General features: G+C 71.7%; 3 protein-coding genes and 1 pseudogene. All 4 read left to right on the top strand.

From position 1 onward, the window contains the following. Positions 1-120 precede the first annotated feature (120 nt). Positions 121-360 carry a hypothetical protein gene (locus ACFWTC_RS37850; RefSeq protein ID WP_383932893.1) on the top strand — a complete coding sequence of 80 codons (240 nt, stop codon included), beginning with the start codon at positions 121-123 and terminating at the stop codon, positions 358-360. After that, positions 357-680, top strand: coding sequence for a hypothetical protein (locus tag ACFWTC_RS37855; RefSeq protein WP_383932894.1), 324 nt, complete (start codon positions 357-359; stop codon positions 678-680). Before ACFWTC_RS37850 ends, ACFWTC_RS37855 begins: the two co-directional genes overlap by 4 nt. Continuing rightward, positions 673-1002 carry a DUF6233 domain-containing protein gene (locus tag ACFWTC_RS37860; protein ID WP_383932896.1) on the top strand — a complete coding sequence of 110 codons (330 nt, stop codon included), beginning with the start codon at positions 673-675 and terminating at the stop codon, positions 1000-1002. The genes ACFWTC_RS37855 and ACFWTC_RS37860 overlap by 8 nt, the downstream gene beginning before the upstream one ends. Before the next feature lie 711 nt (positions 1003-1713). After that, positions 1714-2337: pseudogene (locus tag ACFWTC_RS37865) on the top strand (transposase); the annotation flags it as partial. Positions 2338-2433 lie beyond the last annotated feature (96 nt).

The following is a 2433-nucleotide window of genomic DNA, read 5'->3' on the forward strand; positions in this document are numbered from 1 at the left end:
CGCGCGTCGGGCGCGGGCCGTCCGGGCGGGTCTGCTGGACGCGGCCCGCGCCGTCGGCCTCCGGAGGCCGACGGCGCGTGCCGCTCGCCCTAAAAATCGAACACATGTTTTACTTGGTGGATGGAATCGTTCCGTTTCCCCGACGACCTGGTGGCGCTGCAGGCCGCGTGGCTCCGTACCTATGACGCGCTCGCCCGTGCCCAGGCCGGGGTGGGCACGGCAGTGCTCCGGCGGCGCCCGATCGTGCTGTCCTGCCGGCTGTACGGCCACCCGTACTGGGCGGCGCCGGGCCGCTCCCGAGCGGGCGGGGCGGAGCTGTGCCGGCAGGCCCGCGCCCGCGGGTGGACGACCGCGGCGTGAGCGGCGAGCCGGGCGGCCCGAGACCCTCCGACCGCTTCCCTCCGGAGCCGATCGCCCTCCAGCAGGCCTGGATCCGGCTCTACAACCGGCTCGCGCGGCGGCCGTGCGCGGGGGCGGCCGAGCTGAGGGCGGAGTTGCTGCGGCTCTCGTGCCGGATCGGCGAACACCCGTACTGGGGTGACGGTGATCCGGGCCGGGTGGGGCGTACGCGGCTGTGGCGGGCCGCCCAGGACGCGCCGGGCGGCGGGCCGGAGGCCGTGGTGCGGCTCGTCGGCGGCAGGTTCGTGGTCAAGCCGGAGGAGGGCGGTCGCGGTGGGTGAGCTGGAGGCGCGGCTGGAGAGCTGGCGGGCCGTGGCGGCGTGGCTTGCCTGGCAGCAGCGGCAGGCCGCGCAGACCATCGCCGCCCTGGAGGCCGAGCTCGCCGAGGTCCGGGCCCGGCGGCCGCCTCCCCGGCCGCCGGAGTGGAAGGTCGAGGGGATCCGTACCGGGAGCGGGCTGAAGGGGCTCCGGGTCCACGCCGGGGACTGCAGCATGGGCCGCGGCAAGCCCGCCGACGCCGAGCAGGTGCGCCGGATGCTCGCCGAGGGCATCGAGCCCTGCCCGTACTGCAGCCCCGACAACACGCTCGGCATCACCGGATAGGGCACTGGCCTGGAAGAAGGCGGACGCGGCTTGGGAGTACGTTCGGGCCATTCAGCCCGGCTCGGCAACGGACCGCGGCGGCCTCGGCGGCGAACGCCGCTTCCAGCACCCGGCCCGCCGCGGCAGCGGGCTCTACGCCTTTTCGGGCCAGACCTGCGGATTCTTCCCGCCGCGGGCTTCGGCGGGGCGCTTAGCTTGTTCTTTATCTTCGGCGGTCTGCGGCTGGGGCGGGCGGGCCCATGAAGGCGTCGAGCTCTTCGATGATCTTGCGGAGCTCGCGGGCTCCGCGAGGCGACATTGCTCGGATCACGCCGTCGAGTAGGGCACGGCCTTCGAGAGGGTTGCCGCAGCAGTACCAGTGCACGTTGCCGAACTCATCGTCGTGCCAGAGATCGCGCGCGGGCCGGTGGACGTAGTCCTTCCACAGGCGCAATGCCGAGTTGATGTCGCCCGGTTGGAGGTAGTTCCGCGTGCGTTCAAGGCGAACGATCTCGGACAGCGCTCGCGGGGAGAGGCGGTCGATGGCCGGCCTCGATCGCTGTGACAGCTGCCGGTCCGGGGTTCCGGCCCGGATGCGTCCTGGCCGTCTACGCGGCATGGACCTTTCGGTTGGTCGTCATGCCGCACAGGGTGCCACAAGGTCGAACGGTGTCTCGAACGGGTTCGCTCGCCTGGGGATTCGCCGGACGTGGGGGCGGCCTTCGTCTGATCATGTGCTCCGGCCAAGGAGTACACGTGACCAGGGCGAAGGCCGCGAGGGTGAGTCTGCTGCACCACGATGTCCGGCGGGAGGCGTTCGCGGAAGCGTCACGCTTCCGGGGAAACTTCTACGCGCGCCTGACCGCTCCGCGCGACGAGTTGTTCGAGCTGGTGGACGCGGTGCTGTGTGCGGACGGTGCGGTGAAGTCCCCGGTGGGCTTGACGCTGTTGCCCGAGCATCGTCGTGGGCACGGAGCGATGTACGGCGGCTTGAACCACGGCCGCATCGACGTTGGCCGGCTGCGGACGGTACTGGCCGGCCTGTCGTTGCCGCGTTTCGACGGCGGGCGCCTGGTCCTGGCGGTCGATGTGTCGCCGTGGCTGCGTTCGGACGCGCCGTGCTCGGCGGAGCGGCTGTTCTGCCACGTCTATGGCCGTGCGAAGACGGCGTCGCAGTTCATTCCGGGCTGGCCCTACTCCTTCGTGGCCGTCCTGGCGCCGGGTGCCACGTCCTGGACCGCGATCCTGGACACGGTGCGGCTCGGACCGGCGGACGACGCGACCGCGGTCACCGCCGCCCAGTTGAGGGGTGTCGTCGAGCGGCTCATCGACGTTGGACTTTCTGCGGGGCGATGGCCCTAGATGAGTGAGTCCAAGGGATGGCCTGCGGACATAGGACGAGGGCGTCCAATGTCAGTGTGTGAAGACGGACCTGGACACCCTCGCGACAGC

The organism is Streptomyces sp. NPDC058619, from assembly GCF_042717785.1.
Lineage (GTDB): Bacteria > Actinomycetota > Actinomycetes > Streptomycetales > Streptomycetaceae > Streptomyces.